The organism is Planococcus citreus, assembly GCF_003664125.1.
In the GTDB taxonomy this organism is placed as follows: Bacteria; Bacillota; Bacilli; order Bacillales_A; family Planococcaceae; genus Planococcus; species Planococcus citreus.
The window spans coordinates 24422-46687 of record NZ_RCCP01000009.1 but is presented as its reverse complement, the minus strand read 5'-3'; the positions used below and the strand labels follow the sequence as shown (position 1 = coordinate 46687).

Genomic DNA, 22266 nt, shown 5'->3' with positions numbered 1-22266 from the left:
TATATATATGTTAAATTATTTATATATAAATAAATAAGGAGTGAAGAACAATGGCAAACAACATTGAAAAGATCACTAGCATCGAAGAGCAAATCGAGAGATTAAAGGAAAAGCGAAAAAGTTTGGAGAAGCAAATGCAGCAAAACATCGGGGCTGAAGTCCTGAAGATGTGGAACGTGGAATCGGAACAGGAAGCCATCGAGTGGATTCAAAAGATGGCTGTTCAAGTAAACGGTAGCGAAGAACACCCTGAGGCGTGGAATGGCCATGAATCCGAAATCCGATAACCTGGCCAAGTCTCAGGAGCTCAAGAAACAAATAACCGATCTCCAGAAGAAAAAACATCAGCTTCAAAACGAAACGCAGCGAAGAGCGAGCTGGGAACAACGAAAAGCGAGAACGAAACGATTAATCGAGACAGGAGCGCTGGCTGAAAAGTACTTTGAATTGGATGATTTCACAATCGAACAACGAGAAAAGATCTTCCAAACTTTCTCGGAGTTCGTGAAAAGCAAAATCCAAAAACGATGAGCATGTACTATCTGCCACTCGATTAGCATTTTACAGAGGTAATCAAAAAAAACACCGGAACTAGGAAGCTCTATGTAATGAGAGAGCCCTTCAAGTTTCGGTGTTTTTAATCGTATAATTTTCTCTTTTCGACTCGTTCAGCCGATAAGAAAAAGACAGGAATCTAGAGGCCTTTTTAGGGTGAAGCGAGACGTAGAGCTCTTTGTAACGTAGGTTACTAGGCGCTTTGGTGCAGTCGCCTAATATCGTAATTAGCTTTCTATGTAAGAGCAGTAATTTATCTTTTTAAAGTTTAAATAAATTATGAAGTGATTTATTAATTGAAATCTTAAGTCTCACAAAAGTAGATATATCTACTTTTGTTATTCAGCATTTTAAAAGTAGTTAAATTTAGTAGTAGCTTAAGATTCTTCGTCCTTTAAATGAATGATCGACCATTGTTCATCTGTAGAAGAACTTAGCATTAATAAGAAAGTAAGAGCTTCTCTTTTAGAAGAAAAGACACGCTCTTTATCTTTATCCATAACAACAGTGCCCTTCTCCGATCTCAGTATATAGTTCAATATAAAACCTCCCTTTTTAGTTTTTTAGTAATCACTTTTCTAAAGAAAAATAAAAATTATTATATCAAATTTATTAAAGAGAATCTTATTTTCATTCATATACACATATATTTATATACCTGTATATAAATATATCCATATATGCATATACGTATATACTGAAACAAAATGTTTAGAATTTACAAGAAAATAAAAAAATATTTGTGACTAGTTTTCCGCAATGATATACTTGTATACATAAGTAGAAAACATTAGAAGTTAACTGTTCAGAGACGAGGAGGAAGAAAAGTTGAAAAATGATAACAAAGCAACTGTAGTCACTTTTGGTAACTTCAAAGGTGGGACTGGAAAAACTACTAATAGTACCATGATTGCTTACGCACTATCTGATTTAGGATATAAAGTTCTTTTAAGTGATCAAGATCCACAAGCTAATGCTACAAGTCTTTATTTAAAAACTAAATCTGAAATTTCTGGTGAGATAGTTAGTTTTAAAAAGACATTAATGTCGGCAATCCAAGAAGAGAATTTAGAAGAAATTATCACTGAAGTTAAAGAAAATCTTTATTTACTGCCAAGCTTTAGCGACTTTGCTTTGTATCCTAGATTTCTTGAAAAGAAATTCCCGAATGAAGTAGATCGTGTTCAGTACTTTTCAAAGTTACTTGGTTCAGTAAAAAATGACTTTGATTTTATTTTTATCGACGTTCCTCCTACTAGCTCGATCATTACTGACTCTGCATTATATGCTTCTGACTTTGTTGTAGTAGTGTTACAAACTCAAGAGAGAAGTCTCCAAGGTGCCGAAGTATTTACACAATATCTCCAAGGACTTATTGATGATTATGGTGCAAATTTGGATATCATAGGAATTCTACCTGTTCTACTTAAAAATGGTGCAGCTGTAGATTTAGCTACTTTGGAAAATGCTAAAGAAATATTTGGAGAAGAAAATCTGTTTGATATTGTAGTTAAGAATATGGAACGTTTGAAACGATTTGATATAACAGGCATTACAGATAACGATATGCATGATCGCCGAGTCCATAATAGCTATAAAGCAATTGCTGAAGAATTTATAGAGCGTTTGAATGCTGAATTAGAAGGAGTGAAACGTTAAATGAGTAACCTTTTAAATAAGAATTCGAAGAAAAAGTTGTTAGATAGAGGGCCTCAAATCTCCCCTGCTACTCAGTTTAAGTTAGACGAAGTAGAACCTGTAGCAGAGAAGCCAATCACTAGAGCTGCAGAAAAAAAAGAAATATTACCCAAAAATAAGTTTGGGAGCGTTAGAGTCAAAAAGTCAACTCGAGATAAGCTGAACGCATTAGTAAGCTTAAATAAAGCTGACAACGTTGATGAACTCATTGATTTAATGATTGAAGAGTATTTAGCCGTGCACATAACAAAAGATGAGAAAAAACAGTTAGATATTATTATGGAACTATATAGCTCTCGAAATTAAGAAAAATCCTTAGTGTTTCTTTAAGCACTAAGGATTTTATGTATTCTATAAAAATCATATACAGATATATTTATATATACATATACGCATATATAAATATATTGATATATACGCATATAGATATATATGTATATACGTATACTGATATACGCGTATATACATATATATCTATATGTATATACACGTATACTTGGACTATAAATAATAAAATGTTGTTGTAGCAAGGTTCAGAGAAACAAAAATAGAAGAAACAAGTTTATTTATTTCATATATACATATACACATATATTTATATATAGATATATGTGTATATGTATATATGAGTATATCTATATTTTTATATATAGATATACTCATATATACGTATATGTGTATACGTATATATGATTTAATAAAACAGCTTGAAATGCTATTGTATCAACGTTTTTCCTCTTCTATACTTTAAAGCTAGATTAGAAATTGGCTATAAAGTGAGGAGGGAAAAGATTGCAGAGTCCGAAAAAAGCTATCGAGCTAATTATAAATAATGGAATTTTAAAATATAAAAGAGTTGGTTCCTTAGCTTCTCTTCCTCACTTATATAAAGAAAATAAAAGCGTTACAAGTAAAAAAGGTGCTATTGGTCTCGTTACTTCTAAAGAAGATCTTTCTACACCTTCAGGTGTTAAAGGCTATGTCGTCACGTCCCTAGAAACTCTCTTGGAGGACGTTTCTTTGGTTTCGCATTGGAATCCCAACGTATTCAACTACATAAGGTATTCAGATGAAAAAAGACGGTTCCTCAAGGGACACGAAGAGAAGAATCTTCAACAGATCAATACCTTTGTCGTCGATATCGATACCAAAAAACAGCTGTATACGGAAATCCTGACGGCTGCACTCGATCATAGTGTCGGCGTTCCCACACTTGTCTTAGAAACCCCGAAGGGATTTCAGGTCTATTTCGTCTTGGAAAAACCGTTGTTCATCAGCAACCAAAACGATTTTCGCGGACTGAAGGTCGCAAAACGCATTTCCGAAAACATTAAACAAAGCTTGGCCAAGGTCTTGCAAGGAGTCGATGTCTCCTGTAATGACTTTGGTTTTTTCCGCATGCCCAACGAAGACAACATTCGGTGGTTTTCCGAAGAGATGGTCTATGACTTTGGTTCGTTGATTGCTTGGTCGAAGCGCCAGGACGACGACAAGGGGAGAGGGCTGTTTGTTGTAGCGGATGAATCATCAGAGCACGATCCAACACAGACAGCCTGGTTCCAGGAACTACTGAAGACGCGTCACGTAAAAGGACAGTCGGGACAGTTTGGCCGAGATAACCTGATGTTCACGCTTGCGCTTGCTTGCTACAGTGCCGGAAAGGGGAAAGGGGAAACGCTTGATTTACTCGATGAGTACAATTCAGGGCTTGTTGCGCCTCTCCGGCATAGCGAAGTCGAGAAAATCGTCAGAAGCGCCTACAAGGGGCGTTTTAAAGGCGCTCACCAGGACTATATTCAAGAACTCTTGAATGAGTGGGGGAATAACAAGGAGATTGTCATCGAAAACCCGATGGGTGGTTGGTATAAGTTTAAAAAAGAACGCAAAGACCGGAAACGAAGTCATTACGACGAGTGGGAAGAGGATCTGCTGCAGTTCATTCAGGAAAAGACCTCACTGGATCAACCGATCAATTGGACGACGCAGCGAGAACTCTGCGAAGCCGTCGGCATTCCACGGAGTTCGTTCAATGTGTTAATCCAACAGTCGAAAAAAATCCTCATCAAACGAATCGGACAAGGACGTACAGCAAAGACCGGAATTACCTCCGTAGCTGTGCTTCTTCAGTGTGCGCTCAGTTATCAGCAAACCCATCGGGTTCGATACAAGGAAGCCCTGCAAGTCATGACGTCTGAACGCCTGAATGAGCGTATCGTTCAAGACCTGATCGAAGATGTTGAGTGGTTCCTTGAAAAGCGTTTGTCTGAACCGATAATTGGTAAAAATTTCAATTCTTCTTAATGGTCCAGTCTGCCAATACATATCTGTATACGTGCTGTTTTTATCCGGGTTAGTTATTGGTTATCTATCCATCACTCTTTTGATCGCATTAAAAAAACACCCAGCATGAGCCGAGTGTCAGGAATTTTCATCGTTATCCGATTCCGGGGTATAGGTTCCGAAGCGTTCATACATCTTTTGTAGCTGCATTTCTTGAAAATCGTCTTTAAAGGCACGCAAAAAGATCTCCGTGGGATCGATTTCCAGGATGTTGGCGTAATGAATGAGCCATCCAATCGATACATTCTGTTTTCCACGTTCAATCAGTGAGATGGTGGAGCTGTGAAACTCACTCATCGCATGAATGTCGGTAATGGTTAAGTTTTTCTCTTTGCGAATGCTTTTTAAGGCTTCACCGATTTTTATGTAAAGGTCTTTTTCGTTTTTAGGGGGCATAGGATGATCCTTTCGAAATTAGACGTATCTGTTTGAGAAAAGTATGCTAAACTGATACAAATAATTTATATATATATAAAAAAATCTCTACAAACTCTTTTATTGGTAGTTTGGCGACCGTCAATAAAAGAGTTCCCACGTAGAGAAATTTCAAAGAATGTTTTGTTGTCTTGATTATAGCATAAATTCAAGCCTAGCGAATAGCCTGTTTTCTCTTGCTGGGGCTTGGTTTTGCTGAGACTCCTTTGAAATTTCTCTGACTGAATTTAAGAGAATGGAAGGGGTATGTAAGATGACTGGAAAGTACAACATACGAGAAGAGGCTGCGCAGCGATTCTACCGACTGCCTAAGGTATTTTTTACTAATGAGCGTTACAAGAAACTGAGCAACGACGCGAAGATTGCTTTTGCAATTCTACAAGATCGCTTGGACTTGTCGATTAAAAATGATTGGTTCGATGAGGAAGGGAACATTTACTTCTTGTATGGGAATCAGCAGTTATCCGATATCTTGAATTGCAGTAAACCGACCGTAATCAAAATCAAAAAAGAGCTGCATCAAGTGGAATTGTTAGAAGAGAAACGCATGGGATTATCGCAATCAAATCGGCTGTATTTGCTGAAACCAGTGGCGGAAATCTCCGATGTGAAGCAGATGGAAGAACCTGAAAAAGAGCCTGAAACCCTTGGGACCCAACAGAAGTTAAAATCTTTAACTTCAAGAAATCAACATTCTTTACTTCAAGAAGTTAAAACTTTTAACACTAATGATACTGACCTTAACAAGACTGATCTTAGTGAGACTGAAATAAAGATCAATCAACTGCGAGAGAAAACCGATATTCCGGAAGTGATTGTGCAGGTCTTAATCAAAAACAAAGAACGATTGATGGATGACGCTATTGAGGTTCAAGATGTGGCGAATCATTACTTCGCTCATCAGGAAGTATTGACGCTGCATCAATACGCCGATGCCTTGCAATATTCTCTCGAACGCACACATGGACGAATCAAAAGCATTACCGCACGACTCACAAAAGCTGTCGAAGATAAAAAGAAATGGCTCGGGATTCAAACACAGCCAATTCAAAAGCCTGTTAGAACCGAGTTGGTCCCTGATTGGCTTCACGAACAGAATACGAAGGAAGCATTGAAAGAAACAGTTTCTCCAGAAGAATTGGAAGCTGAAAAAGCGAAATTGCTTCTCAAACTAGCGAAAAGGAAGTCCAAGTGACTTCCTTTTTTATTTATATGTAAATAAAAGTTCTGATAAATTAGATCTTTCTTAGTAGTGATTGAGGAAAAAAGTATTAGAGTGCTTAAGAAACCTTATTTAAAGCCATTTGAAAAAGGTCTTTAAGTACTGCCGGAAATCTGGCAATTTTGATTGCCGAATAAATGGCAATTTGTTACGGTTAAGACAGAGAAGAAAGGTGGTGGCAAATATGTTTGATCGAATCAGTACGTTTTTGAATACATTATTTATGGATATGCAAGGCACATTCATTACGATTTTTATGATTGGTTTGTTAATTTGTGCTGTTGCAGTTTGGGCCGGAGATGAACAATCAACTCCAAAATTTAAAAATGGTATAAAGGTTTGTCTAATCGGCTTAGTTGTATTTATTCTAGCCAAACCAATTGTTGACTACATCAAAATCAACCTGTAAGAAAACGGGAGAAAGTATGTGATACCCATGCGGACAGATTCCTATGTGGAGCGCCAGGAACGGCTGCGTGACCGTGGCAAAGTCGAATTGCCGTTGAACATCGACACGAAGAAGTACCTGTACGGCAACATCTCGTTCCAGGACATGTTCATCGTTTCCCCGTTTCTGATCTTAGGAGCGTTTATCTCGTACTTGCTGTACCGGGCAGGAACTTTCAATCAGCAACTCCTCCTCGTGGCGTTTGTGCCGGCGATGATCGTGACGGTGTTTCAGTTAAACAAGCATCCCGTCCGGAAGAACTTGTCGCTCTTGCAATACAAAGTGATCTGGAAGCTAAAAGCGAAGCACCGGAAGAAAGATTTTCATTACGCGAAAGGAGCCTTACCGATGAGCCGGAACGAACGGGACACCCGAACTGAATTAGGACTCGCGAATATCGCCAACGGCTGTTTGGAGTCTTCGGACCGGCGCTTGATTAAGGTACTGGAAGTGTCTTCGGTCAACCTCTCGCTAATGAACGAGCTGGCGAAAGAGAACGTCTTGTCGGCGTATCAGTCGTTTATCAACGATACGGGCGAGAAACAGATCCAGTTGATGCAAGTCGCGCAGCCAATCAATTTAACGAACTACTTGATGTGGTTCAACGAGCAAGTCGACCAGAACTCATCCTATGCGAAACGCATGCTCAAGCAAGGTTATGCGGATCAGATTGAACGGATCCAAAAGTCGAAGAACATGGTGACCCGGAAACGGTACTTGGTGATTTCCAAACCGATGACGAATTCGCCGAAGGATTACCTGAAACTCGAAACGACGGCGAACATCCTGCAAGCCAAACTCGAACAGATGCTGTCGGGGTACGAGAAGTTGGACGTGAAGATTCTCGAGAACGACGAACTGTTGAAATTCTATTATGCCTGCATCGATTTCGAGAATGCCCAGGCGCAAGGACAGAACATCGTCCATAAAACCAACGCCAAGCTCGATGTGGTCGTTGGGAAGAACACGGCCAAAGCCTTGGTCGAGCAATACAAGACCTTGCTGAATGATCGATTTGAATAGGAGGTGGAGACATGGTGTGGAAACCGAAGTGGCTGCAGCGCAAACAACCAGACGAAACAACTTTTGAAGACACGGTCAGTGGCATGAACGAAACGCTTCTCACGGCCATTGCCCCAGACAACCTCACGGAATACGATTCCTCCGTCAGGGTCGGGGCGAATTACACCCGGACGCTTCTCATCGTGGATTACGACCCGATTCAAGACCAGAACAAGATCCAACAAGTGACGGAGATTCCCGAGAACGTGTCACTGGTCCATTACCTGCAGGAATACAACATGGGCGAAGTACGGACGCAGCTCGTCAAAAGCATTAAGCAGAACCGAATGAAGATGAACACACGCTTCGCCGATGAACAGACCATCATCGAATCCGAAGGACAGATTGAAAGTGCCTCGGAAATGCTGCGGAACTTGTCGTATCGAAACGATAAGATTTACTTGTTCCATACGCTCATCCATTTGGTCGCGAGTTCACAGGAAGAATTGGACCAACTGACGACGACCGTGAAAAGCAAATTCTCCAAAATCGGCATCATCCATAACCCGACGGACCGAGCTGTGGATGCGTTCCGGTCGTTCCTTCCGTTGAATGACAACAAAGTCGACGAGCTCACCTACAAAATGACCAACTCGGAAGCGATCTCGTATTTCTTCCCGTTCCACGAAAACGAAATGTTCTCAGAGACCGGCTTGATCAAAGGACGGAACATGACCACGGGGAATGTCGTGATTGTCGACGATACGAACCTCTTGAACCGGCATGAGTTCGTTATCGGGATTTCCGGTATTGGGAAATCGACGTACTTGTTTGCGAACATGACGAATAAGCACATGCTCGGACGGAAAATCATCACGGTGGATCCAAAAGGCGAATTCGGTCGGAACTACTCGGATCTCGGCGGCGCCTGGGTCAAGTTCCAGTTGAAAGGCGGTAACCGGATCAACCCGATGGACCTGCCGAAAATCAGCGAAAAGATTCAAATGGAAGAAACGGAACTGGGGAACATTTTGCTGACGAAGATTTCGAACCTGTTGGTCATGTTCCAATTGATGTACAACTCCATGAGCGACCTCCAGGAAGACATTTTAAGCCGGTACATCCAGAAGGTTTACGAAGAGAAGGGAATCGATGAGACAACCGATGTGAACCAGTTAACGGCCGATGATTATCCCATTTTGGAAGACTTGTACGAGTTGATTGCTCGGGATAAACAGAACGACCCACCGTTGTACGAACGAATTCGAGATTTCCATACGACCTTGGAAACCTATGTGTACGGTATTTACTCGGAACTGTTTAACGGTGCGACGAACGTCAACATCGACAATGAGTTGGTGTGCTACGACTTGAAGGAAATGAGCAACAACGAAAAGATTCAACGGATTCTCTTCTACAACATCCTCTCGCATACGACCTATGAAATTATGAGTGGCGACCGGCAGCCGAGCGAAATCTTCATTGATGAAGCGCACGTCATCGCCGACCCAAAAGTGCCCAAAGCGATGGAATTCATCTACTTCATGATGAAAGTGCTCCGGTCGTTCAACTGCGGCATTACGACGGCTTCTCAGTCGGTTGAGGACTTCTTGTCGGCACGGGATGAGAACCGAAACTACGGGAAAGCGATCATCACGCAATCCGTTCAACGGCTGTATTTGCCGATGAGCGAGGAAGAGCTGAAGTACTTAGAAGAAGAGCTCGGAAACCAATTTTCGAAAGAAGAACGGTCGACCTTGATTCTGAAAGACGGCAAGAAGAAAGAACAAGCCGGCAAAGGCATTTTCTATACCGGTTCAAAAAAGATCAAACTTGAAGTGCAGCTGAACGAAGTGACTGAGAAGCTGTGGTTTGAACAGAAGAGCATTAACGAATTGACGATGTGAAAAGGGATGAGGGCATGAATCCAAAAGACGCAGCCAAAACGATAGGGTCGATCTTGCTGACGAAGGTCTTGTTCAGTCCCCTCGGATTGATCGCCGTTGGCGTCACGATTTTGCTCATCATCATGCCGGTGTTCATGTCGATGGCGAGTAAAGGCGAAGATTTCAACTTAGATGACCCCGACAGCAATTTAGAAGCTCTCTCAGGCTCTTCAGGCGGCGCATATTGCGCTCCGGAAGGCGAATTGGATAAAGAGTTATGGGAAGCTGGATTTGCCTCTGCGGGCGTTTTTGAAGGGATGGAGGACGTGTTCCTGGAAGTTGCGGAAGAACAGGGCATTGATCCGGTGTTAATGGCTGCGATTGCGCTTCACGAAACCGGTCACGGAACCTCGTCGGCTGTGGTGGAAAAGAACAATCCCGGAGGCTTAATGGGGTCAGGTGGACTGTTTGTCTTTGATTCCTTGGAAGAAGGGATTGCCTCAATGGGCAAGACTTTGCACAACCGCATCATCCAAGACGGCCTCGGCACGATTGCCGACCTTGGTTCCGTTTATGCACCGATAGGAGCTAGTAATGACCCGACCAACCTGAACAGTCATTGGGTTCCGAATGTCACGAAAGTGGTTAGCTCGTTAGGTGGATTAACGATGAACTGCGAAACGCCGACCGGAGAATTCGTGCAACCGATTCCGGATGTCGTCATCAATTCGAATTTTGGCATCCGGGTCCATCCCATCACCGGCATCGTCACGCCACATGAAGGCGTGGATTTGAATTGCAGTCGTCCGGATCCGATCTTCGCAGCAAAAGAAGGAAAAGTAGTCTTTGCCCAATACCCATCGGGTGTTTTAGAAACGTACGGCAATGTCGTCGTTATTGAACATGCGAATCAGCTCTATAGCCTCTATGCCCATCTCAGCAAGATTGACGTCGAAGTGGGCGATCAGATTAGCCAGATGGAGCAACTCGGGCAATGCGGAACGACCGGACGCTCAACGGGCGACCATCTGCATTTTGAAATCCATACGGATCGCATGTTTGGCAATCGGGTCAATCCGATGCCGTATCTCGAAGGAGAGAAGGGGGTGGACGAATGAAACAGATGAATGGACAGACGATTCTACTGGGGGCGCTCGTCTTGGTCTTAGCTCTTGTCAGCTTCAACCTCTACTTCAGCAAACAAGACGCTGAACAAGAGAACCAACGCCTCACCAAACAAGTCGAGCATCTGTCGGCAAAAGAAAAGCAAAGCGAGGCGCTTTATACAGAGACGGAAGCGTTTATCGATGCGACCTTTGAAGGCGATGCTCTTCAATACTTTACGGATTCCTACCGTTTGGAAGTGGAGGACGAAGTCAAAGAAGCCGAAACGATGCACGGACATAGCCGAAGCAACACGGAGAATTTAGAGATCTTCAATATCTCCGTTCGTCCGGTAGAAGAAGGCTTTCAAGTCTATGCCATTTATCGGATTACCTTAACGGGTGTAGACGGAGAATTAGAGTCGCCTGGGAGTCAGCATGTGATGTATCTGATGTCTCAAATGAATTGGATCGAGGAGCAAGGCGAATGGAAAGTCGATGCGCACGATTTGGAACCGTTAACGTCCGGAGAAGAGTTCGAGGAAGCGATAAACAACGGATAATGGAAGGAAAGGATGATCGAGATGAAGGCAAAACTCCACCAGGTGCTCGTCTTCCAACAACGTGTCCAAAAACAGATGGATGGATTGATTGATCGGCTTTCTCGAACAGCCATTGACCAGGAGGAACGCAAGTTTGAATTGATGTATGACAAGCCTTTAAATGAAAAAGAAATATTAGATATAAAGAAAACTGTGGTAATGAAGTATTCGTTATCCATTGTCATTCCTTTGTTGATTCTGATCTTAACTATTATGAATCGGGGAGTGATGTAAAGATGAAAAGAGTTTCTTTGTTTGCTGCACTAAGCCTTGTAATTCTTTTTTTACTTCCTGTGCAAGCCTTTGCTGAAGAAGGGAAGTTTTTAGAAGAAACAGTTGAGGATTATAGAAATGCGGGAAATGTAACGCCTCAACAAGCAGAGAATGTTGAGTCTTATATGAAAAATGTTTTGTATCTTGAGAAATATGATTACGAAACAAATCAATTTGACTGTAAATGGCATGAAATTGGCTGTCATACAAATAGTTTTCTTTTCACTACTGTGAGTGGCTTTGTTTTTGGGGCTATTGATAGCTTTAGTAAGTTTCAGATAAGTTCAGAGTTTATTACGGGAAATGCAGTTTACGAAGGGTACATGTTGAACTTCAAATCACTGGCTTGGACGATTGCTGCGATATTTATTCTATGGCAGACGCTTAAAATTGTTATTTTATATAGCGGAAACGGTGAAGAGGGGATGAATTCCCTTTATGAAAAATTAGTGGCTGTTGTAACAGGAGGTATTTTATTAGGAGTGTATTCACAGTTCTTTGAATGGATTCTTGAATTAACACACCTTTTAACTGAAACTATGCTTACATCACCTGTTACTCATTACGATATCTTGCAAGTAATGGCTGTAAACTCAGTAGGGTATGGCTTGATACTTATGATAGTAGTATCTGCTATTTTATTTGTCTTTTTTCTTTCGATTCTATACCGAACAGTATTGTTTGTTATTCTTTACATTACGGGAGTTTTAGCAATTCCTACTATCGTAAACGACCAATACAATTTCTTTAACTTATGGATGAAAACAGTTGTTAGCAATATCTTAACGCTTACGATTCAATTACTTTGCTTTGTGCTCGGAATTAAAACATTAGTCGATCTTGAAGGTGGAAATATGGTCGTTGGAATGATCTTTTTCATCGTAGGACTTTCAATCCCAACATTATTGAATCAATTCGGAGCATCAACTGGAACGGCAAAGTCAGTTGGCTCATCTGTAAAATATGTCGCTCGTTATGCGAAAAGATAAGGGAGTGTTTAGATGAAAAAGTGGTTATTAATAAGCTTTATCCTCTTAATGGGAGTTATTGTCGTCGGATGTACGAGTGGTGAGGAAAAACAAAAAGCATCTAAAGAAAATAATGAAGTGTTTACTCAAGAGGACTTTGAAGAGGCGGAAGAAATGACAATGTTCCTTGATGAAAAGATGAATGATTTTGAGAAAGAGGCTAATCGATTAATTGAGAATGGAACGATCGATACAGGCAATAATGATAATTTCTCCGAAGCAATTAAAAACCTTGGACAAGAAATCGTTATTGCACCATTTCTAGAGCGCTATCCAGATAGTTTAATAGCAGGAGATGCTTCGACCATTCCACTCACTTTCGAATCTTCCAGTACAGAGCCTTGCGGCTTTGGAAACTGTGCTTATGACAAAGTGGAAGTCTTAGACGTTGAGTACAATTTTGAATCGAGAGATGTCTATACTTCAGAAGAATTCGAGTATAGTCAACTGATCTATAGCGATGTTCAAATGAAATACAAAGAACAATCGGAAGAAGAGAAGCAATCAGCAGTATTGAGCTTTGTGAAAACTGCAGATGGCCATTTGATTTTCTCGCAGGTACCCTTTCTTCATGTCGAAACTCTAAATTTGAAAAAAGCTGATGAAGAGTATGCTGAAATTCAATCAAGTGTGCCAGAAAGTGAAGTAGAGACTGAACAAGAAGCCTATCGCAGCGACGTGGAAGAAACCTTAGCTCCATATCCAGAGCTTCAATAGTCATATAAAGGTGGTGAACGTTACATGGTTATTCGCACAATCGCCAATCGAGTCGGAACCATTGAAATTGATCAGAACGCGTTTTATTTCTTGCAGCCACTGACCGCATTTAAAACGGAGGAAATGGAACAAATCGAACGGGCTTACGAGAAACAGATGCAACAGGTAACAGGAAATCCGACCTTCTTGTCGGCTCAGGAGATCTCATTTCAATCGGGCCAGGTCCGGTTCGAATACGATTTAACGGATTTGCATAGTTTTAATGCTTTGAAAGCGATGGAATTGGAAGACAAACTGACATATTACTTATCGCTCGTCCAACTGGCTCGGCAGTCTGAAATCAATGTCTTGTGGCAAAAAGAGAATTTCGTGCTCAATAAAGAGGAATCTCTCCTTCACGCCATGGTCACGGAAAATGACGTGATGCCACTAAGCAATGAGAAAGACCGACTGATGGCTGTGAAAGAGCTCATCATTATTTCTCTGACACGATTAAATCAAGTGTACGGCAGACCAAGAAGAACCGACTTTTTAGAACAAAGCGATGAAGTGATCCGATTTGCCGAAACGATTTATTTGCGCCTGCAGTCGTTGGAAGAAATGGAATCCTATATTTCAGATGTGTTCAATCAAGTAGAAGAAAAGAAAAAAGCGAAGCAACAAGAACTGGAGTTGGCCAAGCAAAATCAAACGAAGTGGTCCGTCACGATGGCATCGCTTCGTGAGAGTCTTCAACGACTCCCTTCCTTTAACAAAAAGCCCAAAGAAAACCGTACAAAACCGGCAGCTGGTGGGAATAAAAAGTTGTTCGTCGGTGTGGCTGCAGTCCTACTGGCAGCATTCGGACTGAACGTCGTCCTTACGCAAGCCACAGAGAACGCTCAGGAAACGGAATTAGGGGAAGGAACCGATGGCGAACTAAATCTGACAGACGTTTATCGAGATGGGCTTTTAGGAGATACAGAGAGTGTATTGGAAAGCTTAGAATCCGTGGACTACAGTGAGTTGCAACCTGCTGATCAGGAGGTACTCAATCGCTTGTACATCAAGCAAGGCGAGTATGAAAAAGCACTTCGTAACCAACCTGAGCTAATCGGAACCATTGCCGAGCAACTTAGCCGTGATGAGGACGTGGAAGGGCTGGAAAATCTTCAAGAGACGACTGATGAACCTTCCGAAGTCATTGAGTTTGAACTAGCTGCTGTGGAAGAAGAGTGGACGCGAATTGTCGAATTGCGAAACCAAGTGGAATTAACCGATTGGCGGGTTGAAACCGTTTTAGCAGCATTTATTACAGAAAAGGATTTCCAAGGTGCGAAAGGGTTTCTCGAAAAACACCATTTAACCGATGAAAAGTTCATGAGCTCCGTGTTAGAAGCTGAAAAAGAGGCGATTCAGTTAGAGGAATTGCAGGCAGAGAAACAGAAACTAAAAGAAACGATTGAAAAAGAGAACGATAAAAAAGTCTCGAAGAAAGCCGAAGGGCGATTGAAGGAAATCAATCAGGAGATAGAAGAGATTACACAGCAAGAGTAAGGGGGAAGCGTGTGCATACAAAAAGGATTAACAATTTAGGGCGTATTGTGATTCCAAAAGAGATTTTAGAGATGTTTGAGCTGCACGAAGGTGACTTAGTTGATATTACGCATAACGATCGGCAAATTATCGTCGAGCCTCATCGACAACGCTATGTCTGTGCCGTGACGGGGAAAGTGACGGAAGAAGCCATTCGGATTGGCGAAGCCTGGATCAGTAAAGAGGGCCTAAAGCAAATTGTGAAATACATGAGTGACGAATAAAAACGTACCCGGCAATGAGTGAATAGCCGGGTACGTTTTTTGAATGGTCTATTACTTCTTCGTAACGTTCTGTAATTCTTCGAGGAGAATAGCTGCGCCTTTTGGACTCAGATGTAGTCCCTTCGCGTATTCAAAGTTGTCGTCTAAGATTTCTCCTGTAATCGCACATGTTTTCTCCGTCTTATATTTTCGCAAAATGATTCGATCATCTTCCATAAAGATTTCCATCGGATCGCCAACAGAGACGCCAAGTGCTCTTCTTAATTCAATAGGCGTGACGATGCGCCCTAATTGGTCTACTTTTCGTACGATTCCTGTACTTTTCATATCCTATCTCCTTTAACTCAAACTACCATTATTGTATCGAATTTAAACTAGGGATGGAAATAACTTCACAGCATAAGAGGTTGGTTCTTTCTGCCTCAAGTGGTTCTGTTTTTGTCCGAAGTGATTCTAAAATTGGCACAGCTGATTCTAATAGAAGACTGTTTAAATAGGGTTAAGATTTCGGCTAAATGGTAGTATGTTAGTTATAGCAAGAGATGATGGGAATAATCATTTACATCAGGTGAAGGGCCTTACACCGCATCTATAAAGCCGTTCGAGTAGGTTTGAGTGAGTAGCTAATGGATTATAGAATTCTCTCCAGGTTAAGTAAAAGTGCGTACCTAGTAGGATTCAGCCATAACAAGATACTACAGAGAGAAAGGAGTATGAAATGACTTCATTTGTTAGACAATTTAAGTCATTTTAGTTATAATACATATGATAGAAATCTATTTTTCCAAAACAATCGATAAGCAGCAGCAAGTATTGCCTTTCATTGAGAAGCTGGCAAACAAGGATTCAGAACTTGGTATATTGATCTATCAAGGATTCGCGGATCTCGAGGAAGCGCCGGAATCTATGTATCCACTCGGTGAAGCAAAGCCTTATCGGGTAAAACGAACGTTTCGTGGTCGCGAGGTAGATGTGGAGTTGGTCAAGCGTCTTTCAGAGCCGAGGATCTTTGAAATGAAGGCCGATGATGGGGCTGAATTTCATCGATTCATTTACTTTCCGTATTATTACAAGGATGAGCCGTGTTATGTGTTTGTTTACGGATTTACGAAAGTCCATGGAAAACCTGACATGACGAACTTTTATATGGCAAGAGCCAAACAACTATATGAGTATGTAAGACGGACAAAGCGAGAAAAAGACTTTTTTGAGGGGTGAGAGTAATGGCAACTTTGAATGACTTGAAAAGCCGCCTGATGCAGAATGAGGAGATAAAAGAAGCGTTCGAAAGCGTTGAATATAACCGGAGTCGAAACATTTTCAAAAGACGGATGGAGTTAGGTCTTTCCCAAAGAGATCTTGCTGACAAGGCTAGTGTTACGCAGAAAACCATCAGCCGGATTGAAGGTGGAGACCCAGGGATACGCCAAACTACGCTTATCAAGGTGTATACAGCATTGGATCTAAAAGAGGATGGAACTCCTCCTGAAAGAGAATATGTAGTTCATCAGTAAATAAGCGATTAATTTAAAGAAGAGTGGTAGGTAAAGGCTACGAGAGTAGTCTTTTTTCTTTGTTTAGAAAGAGAAATAAGCCTGCGTAAATACAATTAATAGAGGATTGTCTATACTTAATTCGTTATCTTATTTAATCGAGCACATAATAAAAAGAGTTTTGAAAGTAGCTTGCTAGAAGCAGATTTCAAAACTCTTTAATTAAGGTATTTATTTTTTTACAATCTTATAATTTGATATAAAGTGCCAGGCAATATTAGCAACTAAAATAGCGCTAACAGTTTGAGCCATATTTAAGTATAATTCAACTGTTCCCATAAACTGTTCCCTCCTTCCAAAAATACTCATGTTTAAAAATGAGTATCGGACAGGTCTCCTGGCTCGTGCTTCATCCTTGCTGTTTCCTTCCCATCCATTGGATAGTGGATTTAAATAAACAGCTCGTCAGCACTTACAGTTGTGGGAACAGCTCCAGAATTTCACTGGATTCCCTTTTAAGCCTTTTTTTAGGCATCAGATATAGAACTTATTATAGCATATATTTTTTGGGGGGAAATCTTAAAGACTCTTTAATTATTCTTTACTATAAATTCATATAATGTTCTACTTAATTGTTTAGCTTCTTCGGAGAGGTCGTCAAAAGATTCCATTTCTGCAATAGCTCGTTTACAAAATCCTACCTTATCGGTTACAGCCCCTGACGCTGAAGAATAGCTTCCTACTCGTCTTTTATCTAGTAAGACTCTTTCAATAAACCTTCCTAAATATTTATCACTGTAAGTTCTCATACTAAAATCACTACTAAATTTTAAATCAGTAACTTCTACTTTTTCATAACTAGAAATTACTTTCTTCAATACGTCGACTGTAATTATATTTTCAATTTCTTTACAGTCTAAACAATAGTAACGCTCCTCAAGAGCACGAGATAATCTGGACTGTCTAGTTTCTTTTTTTTGGCTATCTTTATCGGTAATTAAAAAGAGAGATCCGCAAACTCTACTTTCTTTGATAGAACTAAAAACACTTTCTTTATCTTTCTCATCATCATCTAAAAATGACCAGTGGGTGATATTATTTCCGCTATATTCTACAAAAGAGTAATGGATATCTTCTTTGTACCTGTGTGCTTTACCTAAAAGCTTTTGATATAAGTTTAAGAAGTGCCTAATATAGTATCTATCTGTAATTCCCTCTACCCAAATTGTACAATTTGATAGTAGTACAGCTGAATTTCTAACTCCCAGCATTTTTAGTACATTATCATCTTCATTACTCACATTCTCGATTACAAAATTTGCATTTCTTTCTCTAGATTCAACTTCTTCTAATTCTTTGCTGAATGAATAAACCGACATTTTTTCCATATCCAAAGTCAGATCAAGGAAATGGTTGGAATGTGTCGTCAAGAAGTATTGGTAACCGTCAAAATCTTGCTGAGTGATTATCTCTAAAAATTTCCTTTGCATTCCTGGATGCAAATACAATTCTGGTTCTTCAATAAAGAACAAAAGCCTATCACCTTTGTATTTAAATAAAGGGAAGGTTAGAATAATCAGCGATTGAATTCCATCTCCTAAACCATAGATTGGACGTTCGTGCTCATTCCCAATTTTGACATATAGCACATCCGAATCTACATTTGGTATTAATGCAATCTCTTGGCCTTCGAAAAAACTCTCCCCAATAAACTTTTGGAAATCCGTAATTCTTTCTCTGTCTTCTAAATTTCCTAATAACAATCGTTTTACCTCTTCATATAGGTTTAGTCCTGTGAAAATTTCTAAATTTTCATCCTTAGAAAAATAATCTTTTTTAGTACGTGTTAGATAATAATCCTCATTAACCTCAAAACCCCTTAGTCCTCGCAATGTTGGTATGTACACACGGCGAAACTCAATCTTCTTTTCTTTGACTACATCATTTAAAGCAGCTTCAGCTTCTAAAGCAATTTCTTGAAACTGTTTTCTACACGACTTCATAGCAGTTTCATTGGTTATATGAGTCCCTGAAGAACTATAGGATGTAACACTCTGCGCCTCTTTGGCATATTGTATCAATGTATGAAAATCAGATAAATAATTATCAGCATCCTTAATAAATCTAAACGGGGGTATATTTTCAATACTGTCCTTTTGAAGTTTTCCAAATCCATCAAAATCATGTTTTTTAAGAATTGCAAGTATTGCTTTTTTAAAGTCATCGAAAACTTCGTTTAATTTCGTTAAATCGAAATTCGCTGGGGTAAATAACAACTCTTTGTCAGAAAGTAAAAGTCTAAGCATTCTACTTTTACCAGAATTATTTGTCCCTACTAGAATATTTATCTTTGAAAGATTGCTCATTACTTTTTCTTCTTTCCTATACATTTCATAGTTATTAAAGCGACTTCCGTTCAACGATATTTCTTTGATGTAATAGCTCATATAACACCTCGAATTTTGATTTTTTATTTTACCTATATCAAATTAGATTGATTTTTAACCTGGGGAACTTACTATATATGGCTTTAATAATAACATTCATTTTCTTTAGCACAGGATAATTAAACTTGATTGTAAGTGAGAAAAAGGGGATTTTAGGCTGTAGTCTGAGTTCAAAATAAAATACTTTAGTAGGATGCTGATATCCAAGAGGATGCAAAGTGGAAGCAAAGATGGAGTGAATAGTGACGATAATATTGATTCCGTCATGGCTATCAACTGATAGAATAGAAGAGAGTGAGTGTGTCCTTCAATCAAACATACAAAATGAATCATTTTATTAATCATAAGAAGAGTGGGGAAAACAACATGAGTAAATTAAACACGATTTTATTTAGTGCTGCCGATAACTTGCGCAGCAAAATGGACGCGTCAGAATACAAGAACTATTTATTAGGTCTAATTTTTTATAAATATCTTTCGGATCGACTACTGGTAAAAGTGGTTGAACTTTCAGAGGAATCGTTAGAAGAATACTACACAGCAAACAAGCAAACAGAATTATATAAGACATTATTAGCTGATGAAGACATCAAGAGCGATTTGATTGAAAGCTTGGTCGACACTTTAGGCTATGATATTGAGCCTGCGTACCTTTTTAACGTTTTGACGGGTCAAGCGAAACAAAACACATTTCAGTTAAATGATCTTAATAAAGCCTTCATTGACTTGTCGACAAAATACGACCAGTTCAATGGTTTATTCGATGACGTAGATTTAACATCCAAAAAACTAGGATCTGATGCACAGCAACGAAACATCACGATTACAGAAGTGATTAAGAAATTAAATCCCATTAACCTCTTAGGGCATGGCGGCGATGTAATTGGGGACGCGTATGAATACTTGATTAGCCAGTTCGCTTCTGAAGCTGGCAAGAAAGCTGGAGAATTCTACACGCCTCATGAAGTGTCGGTCATGATGGCACGTATTGCAGCGATAGGCCAAGAAGACAAGCAGTTATTTAGCGTATACGATCCGACGATGGGATCTGGTTCATTGATGTTAAATGTCCGTAACTACATCCATCATCCAGAGAACGTGAAGTACCACGGACAGGAACTTAATACGACAACGTTTAACCTGGCTAAAATGAACTTGATCTTGCACGGGGTTGATAAAGAAGATATGCGCCTAAGCAATGGCGATACGTTAAATAAGGATTGGCCAACGGATGAGCCGTATACGTTCGATTCTGTTTTGATGAATCCGCCCTATTCGGCGAAATGGTCTGCAGACGATACGTTCTTAGACGATTCAAGATTTAACCGTTTTGGGAAACTAGCACCGAAATCCAAAGCTGATTTTGCGTTTCTCTTGCACGGACTTTACCACTTGAAAGACTCAGGGACGATGGCAATTGTATTGCCGCATGGCGTACTATTCCGCGGTGCTGCAGAAGGTATTATTCGGAAGAAATTGCTAGAAGATGGCAGTATTGATGCGGTAATTGGAATGCCTAGCAACCTGTTCTTTGGCACATCAATTCCAACGACGGTTATCATTTTGAAGAAAAATCGCGAGACACGAGACGTCTTATTTATCGATGCTAGTAACGATTTCATCAAAGGTAAGAATCAGAACAAATTGTCTGTAGCGAATATCGACAAGGCTGTAGAAACGTATCGAAATCGAGAAGGCATTGAAAAATACGCGCATGTAGCAAGCTTCGATGAAATCAAAGAAAATGATTTCAATTTGAATATTCCGAGGTACGTCGATACATTTGAAGAAGATGAAGTTACGGATATGGCCAAAATAGGAATTAATATTAAAGATTTTAGAAAAGAAAGAATAGAACTGGAATCTAATCTGTACGACACTATTTCTACATTACAATATAGCGAAGAAGATGAAGAATGGATTAAGGGAGCTTTAGAGGTGTTTAAGCGTGGAGAATAAAAAACCGAAAATTAGAGTTGCTGGATTTAACGATGAATGGAATCAACTTGAATTGGGTGAAATCTCTGATATAAAAACTGGCCCGTTTGGAAGTACTCTTCATGCTAAGGATTATATAGAAGATGGAATGCCAATTATTACGACTGAGCATTTTAAATCAGGCCAATTGCCGGAAAACAAGTCCAACACACCTCAAGTTTCAGATGAGGATTATTTGAGATTGAAGTCATATAAGTTACAAAAAGGAGATATAGTTTTTTCGAGAGTAGGTTCCATTGATATAAATGCTTTAGTGACAGATGTACAAGATGGATGGCTTTTCTCTGGACGAGTATTAAGAGTTAGACCTAACAAGCAATTTGATAGTGGATATCTTCATTATTTACTTGAAACCACACCTGTCAGAAATGATGTTGTTGCTCGAGCTGTTGGCCAAACAATGCCTTCAATTAATACAGAAATTCTTAAGAAAACAAAAATCACAACATCAAAAAATGTTGATGAACAAAACAAGATTTTTTCTATCCTGAAAAATATAGACAGTATAGCCTCACTTCATCAGCAAGAACTCGATACGCTCAAACAAACCAAAAAAGGCTTCTTGCAAAAAATGTTCCCCAAAGAAGGGCAATTGATACCAGAGCTTCGCTATCCTGGGTTTGATACAAAATGGGAACTGCGAAGCTTAGGGGAAGTCGCGCCCCTAAGAGGAGGATTCGCTTTTCAAAGTAAAAAATTTAAAAAGAATGGAGTTCCAATAGTAAGGATTTCGAATATTAAATCTAACGGAGAAGTAGGCGGAGATTATGCTTACTATGATGCACAGTCAAAAGATGAAAAATTTCTTTTAAAAGATGGGGCAGCATTGTTAGCTATGTCAGGAGCGACTACTGGGAAAGTAGCTATATTAAAAAACTCTGATAATGGAAAAGTATATCAAAACCAGCGAGTGGGACTTTTTACCATCACTGATAAGGTGAATTATGATTTTATTTCTATCATTGTAAGATCTCCAATGTTTACTAACCAGTTAAAATCTGTATTAGTTTCAGGTGCTCAACCAAATGTATCATCTAGAGAGATAGATTCATTTGAATTTCTTTTTCCAAAAACTAAAGAAGAACAAATTCAAATCGGTAAATTCTTTAAACAACTAGACGAGTTAATTGCCCTTCAACAACAAGAAATCGACGCTCTAAAGCAAACTAAAAAAGCCTTTCTGCAAAAAATGTTCGTCTAAGCGAACCGAAAGGAGGAAA

General features: G+C 39.8%; 24 protein-coding genes and 1 riboswitch. Of the genes, 20 read left to right on the top strand and 4 right to left on the bottom strand.

The genetic code is table 11. The features are described 5' to 3' along the window. The first annotated feature begins 50 nt into the window (after positions 1-50). Positions 51-287 (top strand): hypothetical protein, encoded by a 237-nt coding sequence (locus DFR62_RS16625; RefSeq protein ID WP_121301339.1) that lies wholly within the window; start codon positions 51-53, stop codon positions 285-287. Then, the gene (locus DFR62_RS16620; RefSeq protein WP_121301338.1) at positions 268-531 is read left to right on the top strand and encodes a hypothetical protein; all 264 of its coding nucleotides are present in this window, start codon (positions 268-270) and stop codon (positions 529-531) included. The genes DFR62_RS16625 and DFR62_RS16620 overlap by 20 nt, the downstream gene beginning before the upstream one ends. Positions 532-932: 401 nt before the next feature. Here the strand turns inward: DFR62_RS16620 and DFR62_RS17595 are convergent, their stop codons facing one another. Then, on the bottom strand, positions 933-1055 hold the full coding sequence (locus DFR62_RS17595) for a hypothetical protein (RefSeq protein ID WP_277751609.1): 123 nt from the start codon (positions 1053-1055) through the stop codon (positions 933-935). Between the two features lie 328 nt (positions 1056-1383). Here DFR62_RS17595 and DFR62_RS16615 point away from each other — a divergent pair, with 328 nt between their 5' ends. The 3 genes from DFR62_RS16615 to DFR62_RS16595 all read left to right on the top strand — a co-directional run bounded on the left by DFR62_RS16615 (position 1384) and on the right by DFR62_RS16595 (position 4554). After that, the gene (locus DFR62_RS16615; protein WP_121301337.1) at positions 1384-2214 is read left to right on the top strand and encodes a ParA family protein; all 831 of its coding nucleotides are present in this window, start codon (positions 1384-1386) and stop codon (positions 2212-2214) included. Further along, positions 2215-2559 (top strand): hypothetical protein, encoded by a 345-nt coding sequence (locus tag DFR62_RS16610; RefSeq protein ID WP_121301336.1) that lies wholly within the window; start codon positions 2215-2217, stop codon positions 2557-2559. Positions 2560-3045: 486 nt separating this feature from the next. Further along, positions 3046-4554, top strand: coding sequence for a primase C-terminal domain-containing protein (locus DFR62_RS16595; RefSeq protein WP_121301333.1), 1509 nt, complete (start codon positions 3046-3048; stop codon positions 4552-4554). A 117-nt stretch (positions 4555-4671) separates the two neighbouring features. Here the strand turns inward: DFR62_RS16595 and DFR62_RS16590 are convergent, their stop codons facing one another. After that, a complete protein-coding gene (locus DFR62_RS16590; protein ID WP_121301332.1) occupies positions 4672-4989 on the bottom strand; it encodes a helix-turn-helix domain-containing protein in 318 nt (105 codons plus the stop codon). Between the two features lie 292 nt (positions 4990-5281). Between DFR62_RS16590 and DFR62_RS16585 the strand changes: the two genes are divergently transcribed. The 11 genes from DFR62_RS16585 to DFR62_RS16535 all read left to right on the top strand — a co-directional run bounded on the left by DFR62_RS16585 (position 5282) and on the right by DFR62_RS16535 (position 15108). Beyond that, entirely contained in the window at positions 5282-6223 is a 942-nt protein-coding gene (locus DFR62_RS16585; protein ID WP_158290846.1) for a replication initiator protein A, read from the top strand. Positions 6224-6434: 211 nt separating this feature from the next. Beyond that, on the top strand, positions 6435-6659 hold the full coding sequence (locus tag DFR62_RS16580) for a hypothetical protein (protein WP_121301330.1): 225 nt from the start codon (positions 6435-6437) through the stop codon (positions 6657-6659). Positions 6660-6686: 27 nt separating this feature from the next. Beyond that, positions 6687-7721 carry a TrsD gene (locus DFR62_RS16575; protein WP_121301329.1) on the top strand — a complete coding sequence of 345 codons (1035 nt, stop codon included), beginning with the start codon at positions 6687-6689 and terminating at the stop codon, positions 7719-7721. A gap of 11 nt (positions 7722-7732) precedes the next feature. Beyond that, on the top strand, positions 7733-9607 hold the full coding sequence (locus DFR62_RS16570) for a VirB4 family type IV secretion system protein (RefSeq protein ID WP_167456544.1): 1875 nt from the start codon (positions 7733-7735) through the stop codon (positions 9605-9607). A gap of 14 nt (positions 9608-9621) precedes the next feature. Further along, complete coding sequence (locus DFR62_RS16565; RefSeq protein ID WP_121301328.1) at positions 9622-10704, top strand: M23 family metallopeptidase; 1083 nt, start codon at positions 9622-9624, stop codon at positions 10702-10704. After that, on the top strand, positions 10701-11252 hold the full coding sequence (locus tag DFR62_RS16560; RefSeq protein WP_121301327.1) for a hypothetical protein: 552 nt from the start codon (positions 10701-10703) through the stop codon (positions 11250-11252). Before DFR62_RS16565 ends, DFR62_RS16560 begins: the two co-directional genes overlap by 4 nt. A gap of 21 nt (positions 11253-11273) precedes the next feature. Then, positions 11274-11525: a hypothetical protein gene (locus DFR62_RS16555; RefSeq protein WP_167456543.1), complete on the top strand. Its 252-nt coding sequence runs from the start codon at positions 11274-11276 to the stop codon at positions 11523-11525. Between the two features lie 2 nt (positions 11526-11527). Continuing rightward, complete coding sequence (locus tag DFR62_RS16550; RefSeq protein WP_101189092.1) at positions 11528-12553, top strand: conjugal transfer protein TrbL family protein; 1026 nt, start codon at positions 11528-11530, stop codon at positions 12551-12553. Between the two features lie 12 nt (positions 12554-12565). Beyond that, positions 12566-13309 carry a hypothetical protein gene (locus tag DFR62_RS16545; protein ID WP_121301325.1) on the top strand — a complete coding sequence of 248 codons (744 nt, stop codon included), beginning with the start codon at positions 12566-12568 and terminating at the stop codon, positions 13307-13309. 24 nt (positions 13310-13333) lie between these two features. Then, entirely contained in the window at positions 13334-14845 is a 1512-nt protein-coding gene (locus DFR62_RS16540; RefSeq protein ID WP_121301324.1) for a hypothetical protein, read from the top strand. A gap of 11 nt (positions 14846-14856) precedes the next feature. Next, positions 14857-15108, top strand: a complete 252-nt coding sequence (locus tag DFR62_RS16535) for an AbrB/MazE/SpoVT family DNA-binding domain-containing protein (RefSeq protein WP_101189089.1) — start codon at positions 14857-14859, stop codon at positions 15106-15108. Positions 15109-15159: 51 nt separating this feature from the next. Here the strand turns inward: DFR62_RS16535 and DFR62_RS16530 are convergent, their stop codons facing one another. Next, positions 15160-15435, bottom strand: coding sequence for an AbrB/MazE/SpoVT family DNA-binding domain-containing protein (locus DFR62_RS16530; RefSeq protein WP_101189088.1), 276 nt, complete (start codon positions 15433-15435; stop codon positions 15160-15162). A 438-nt stretch (positions 15436-15873) separates the two neighbouring features. On the opposite strand from DFR62_RS16530, the gene DFR62_RS16525 reads away from it, so the two are divergent. Then, on the top strand, positions 15874-16326 hold the full coding sequence (locus DFR62_RS16525) for a hypothetical protein (protein WP_121301322.1): 453 nt from the start codon (positions 15874-15876) through the stop codon (positions 16324-16326). 5 nt (positions 16327-16331) lie between these two features. After that, a complete protein-coding gene (locus tag DFR62_RS16520) occupies positions 16332-16622 on the top strand; it encodes a helix-turn-helix domain-containing protein (protein WP_121301321.1) in 291 nt (96 codons plus the stop codon). A gap of 349 nt (positions 16623-16971) precedes the next feature. Continuing rightward, positions 16972-17155: riboswitch (cobalamin riboswitch) on the bottom strand. 36 nt (positions 17156-17191) lie between these two features. Here the strand turns inward: DFR62_RS16520 and DFR62_RS16515 are convergent. Then, a complete protein-coding gene (locus DFR62_RS16515) occupies positions 17192-19048 on the bottom strand; it encodes an AAA family ATPase (protein ID WP_121301320.1) in 1857 nt (618 codons plus the stop codon). A gap of 366 nt (positions 19049-19414) precedes the next feature. On the opposite strand from DFR62_RS16515, the gene DFR62_RS16510 reads away from it, so the two are divergent. Together DFR62_RS16510 and DFR62_RS16505 are read left to right on the top strand one after the other, a co-directional pair. After that, positions 19415-21007: a type I restriction-modification system subunit M gene (locus DFR62_RS16510; protein ID WP_121301347.1), complete on the top strand. Its 1593-nt coding sequence runs from the start codon at positions 19415-19417 to the stop codon at positions 21005-21007. Next, positions 20997-22247 carry a restriction endonuclease subunit S gene (locus tag DFR62_RS16505; RefSeq protein WP_121301319.1) on the top strand — a complete coding sequence of 417 codons (1251 nt, stop codon included), beginning with the start codon at positions 20997-20999 and terminating at the stop codon, positions 22245-22247. Before DFR62_RS16510 ends, DFR62_RS16505 begins: the two co-directional genes overlap by 11 nt. Positions 22248-22266 lie beyond the last annotated feature (19 nt).

Excerpts from the sequence above, each read along its gene's own strand:
- DFR62_RS16625 (WP_121301339.1), top strand. The coding sequence starts at position 51 with ATGGCAAACAACATTGAAAAGATCACTAGCATCGAAGAGCAAATCGAG.
- DFR62_RS16620 (WP_121301338.1), top strand. The coding sequence starts at position 268 with ATGAATCCGAAATCCGATAACCTGGCCAAGTCTCAGGAGCTCAAGAAA.
- DFR62_RS17595 (WP_277751609.1), bottom strand. The coding sequence starts at position 1,055 with ATGGATAAAGATAAAGAGCGTGTCTTTTCTTCTAAAAGAGAAGCTCTT.
- DFR62_RS16610 (WP_121301336.1), top strand. The coding sequence starts at position 2,215 with ATGAGTAACCTTTTAAATAAGAATTCGAAGAAAAAGTTGTTAGATAGA.
- DFR62_RS16590 (WP_121301332.1), bottom strand. The coding sequence starts at position 4,989 with ATGCCCCCTAAAAACGAAAAAGACCTTTACATAAAAATCGGTGAAGCC.
- DFR62_RS16585 (WP_158290846.1), top strand. The coding sequence starts at position 5,282 with ATGACTGGAAAGTACAACATACGAGAAGAGGCTGCGCAGCGATTCTAC.
- DFR62_RS16580 (WP_121301330.1), top strand. The coding sequence starts at position 6,435 with ATGTTTGATCGAATCAGTACGTTTTTGAATACATTATTTATGGATATG.
- DFR62_RS16575 (WP_121301329.1), top strand. The coding sequence starts at position 6,687 with ATGCGGACAGATTCCTATGTGGAGCGCCAGGAACGGCTGCGTGACCGT.
- DFR62_RS16570 (WP_167456544.1), top strand. The coding sequence starts at position 7,733 with ATGGTGTGGAAACCGAAGTGGCTGCAGCGCAAACAACCAGACGAAACA.
- DFR62_RS16565 (WP_121301328.1), top strand. The coding sequence starts at position 9,622 with ATGAATCCAAAAGACGCAGCCAAAACGATAGGGTCGATCTTGCTGACG.
- DFR62_RS16560 (WP_121301327.1), top strand. The coding sequence starts at position 10,701 with ATGAAACAGATGAATGGACAGACGATTCTACTGGGGGCGCTCGTCTTG.
- DFR62_RS16555 (WP_167456543.1), top strand. The coding sequence starts at position 11,274 with ATGAAGGCAAAACTCCACCAGGTGCTCGTCTTCCAACAACGTGTCCAA.
- DFR62_RS16550 (WP_101189092.1), top strand. The coding sequence starts at position 11,528 with ATGAAAAGAGTTTCTTTGTTTGCTGCACTAAGCCTTGTAATTCTTTTT.
- DFR62_RS16545 (WP_121301325.1), top strand. The coding sequence starts at position 12,566 with ATGAAAAAGTGGTTATTAATAAGCTTTATCCTCTTAATGGGAGTTATT.
- DFR62_RS16540 (WP_121301324.1), top strand. The coding sequence starts at position 13,334 with ATGGTTATTCGCACAATCGCCAATCGAGTCGGAACCATTGAAATTGAT.
- DFR62_RS16530 (WP_101189088.1), bottom strand. The coding sequence starts at position 15,435 with ATGAAAAGTACAGGAATCGTACGAAAAGTAGACCAATTAGGGCGCATC.
- DFR62_RS16525 (WP_121301322.1), top strand. The coding sequence starts at position 15,874 with ATGATAGAAATCTATTTTTCCAAAACAATCGATAAGCAGCAGCAAGTA.
- DFR62_RS16520 (WP_121301321.1), top strand. The coding sequence starts at position 16,332 with ATGGCAACTTTGAATGACTTGAAAAGCCGCCTGATGCAGAATGAGGAG.
- DFR62_RS16515 (WP_121301320.1), bottom strand. The coding sequence starts at position 19,048 with ATGAGCTATTACATCAAAGAAATATCGTTGAACGGAAGTCGCTTTAAT.
- DFR62_RS16510 (WP_121301347.1), top strand. The coding sequence starts at position 19,415 with ATGAGTAAATTAAACACGATTTTATTTAGTGCTGCCGATAACTTGCGC.